The organism is Aliivibrio sifiae (genome assembly GCF_002954705.1).
GTDB lineage: Bacteria > Pseudomonadota > Gammaproteobacteria > Enterobacterales > Vibrionaceae > Aliivibrio > Aliivibrio sifiae_A.
This window is the reverse complement of sequence record NZ_MSCO01000002.1, coordinates 1,013,710-1,015,340: the sequence shown is the minus strand read 5'-3', so window position 1 is coordinate 1,015,340 and position 1,631 is coordinate 1,013,710. Positions and strand designations below refer to the sequence as shown.

Below are 1,631 nucleotides of genomic sequence, written 5' to 3'. Positions count from 1 at the left end.
TAAGAAAAAGCAGCCGATTATGGCTGCTTTTTTTATGAATGATAATAGCCAATATAAGAAATATTCATTTCATCATTGAAGAAATACCCTATGTTTTCAGATATAGGGTAAAAGTAACTGTAAGAGTTATGACCTATCTTTTTAAATAAACTATGATAAGCATAGGTTATGTCATCATTTTTTACTATGCCTAACTGTAATCGCCCTGAAGCCAGATCATTAATGTCTTTATTTTCAATAGAAAATTTCTCAATGTTTTTATCTTTTATCACTGTCACATGACTTTGTGATATATAACTATACCCTCCAGAATAACCAGATTCTTTGACAAATATTACTTTTTTTGTATTGTAATTAGTTTCATTTATTTTAATTATGTCAGTATTAATATATAAATTTCCTTGATATTTATCATTGAATAATGATTTTAAGTTTATTTCTGTTGATAGTGATATAGGACTATTCAATTTATTATCAGGTATCTTTTGTTTTTTATCAAAATTTACATCATTGAATATTTTTTTTATATTTAATTTTTTTTGTTTATCTTTAAAATAAATCTTATTATAAATTCTATTGCATTTGTTTTTTTGTATATTACAAGCAGATAACGCAATAAAATCACGTTGATTATTTATAAAATATTTAACGTTATTCTTCGTTTTAATTTGTGAAAGGTCTAATTTTTTTGAGGTTGATGTGATTATCACATTTTTCATTTCTTGTTTGAACTGAAATGATTGTATTTTTTCGTCCACTAAGTGGAGGCTCATTTGATCTAATGAAATTAATGATGTCACGGTAAACAGTAATAGGAGTAAGGGGGATAGGTGCTTCTTTCTTTTCTCATTATGGTAGGATTCTGCAGCTATATAGCCTCTTCCTTTTATTGTTTTTATAGGATCAAATCCATGTGGTTTCATTTTTTTTCTAAGTAGCGAGATAGCTTGGGGCACAGCTGAAGTATAGCAATTAACCTCTTTGCTCCATGCTTTATCTAGAATCTCCTCTTTTGTGAAAATTGTTTTTGGGTTTTGTATCAGAAGATAAAGAATATTTATCTCTACTGAATTCAATGTTATTTCTTTATTCCCTTTCGTAATGATTTTCTTCTCGTTGAGAAATAATGTGAAATGATGATTTTTAGTTATATTAGACATTTTTAAACCTATGTTCTATACGACTAATGATTCTCAAATATGACATTGGAAATGTCTATAATATGGTTGAATTATTTTTAGATTAAATTGGTTATTTGGGGTATTGATCTTTTGATCTTTTGGTTTTTTTATTTTTTTGTGTTTTTTTATTTTTCATATATTAATGTATATGCAATTATATATTTATTAAATATGTGAGGGCGATATGGAAAAAATAACGTTAATATGTAATTCAATGCAGTCATTTATGGACCTCTGTGAAAATAACCTTGTTCAATCATGCTTTGTACATTGTACTTTTATTGTTGGGAAAAGTGACTTTAGGTGGATGGAAAGGGAGTTGAAATCAAAAAATGGAAATGAATTATCAGTAAGAAAACTGATTAAAGATGGCTATTAATTAAATCGTATTTGTAAAATAGAAAATAAGTACTTGGAAAATATTTTTATAGGAGTAATATCAAAAAATTA

The 1,631-nt window shown here is 26.2% G+C and carries 1 protein-coding gene; it reads right to left on the bottom strand.

Going from position 1 to position 1,631, the window contains the following annotated elements; translation table 11 throughout:
- Window positions 1-32: 32 nt before the first annotated feature.
- Window positions 33-1,160 (bottom strand): winged helix-turn-helix domain-containing protein, encoded by a 1,128-nt coding sequence (locus BTO22_RS15530; RefSeq protein ID WP_105056254.1) that lies wholly within the window; start codon window positions 1,158-1,160, stop codon window positions 33-35.
- Between the last annotated feature and the right edge of the window lie 471 nt (window positions 1,161-1,631).

What these genes read in the sequence shown, in the direction of transcription:
- BTO22_RS15530 (WP_105056254.1), bottom strand. Translation starts at nt 1,160, where the DNA reads ATGTCTAATATAACTAAAAATCATCATTTCACATTATTTCTCAACGAG.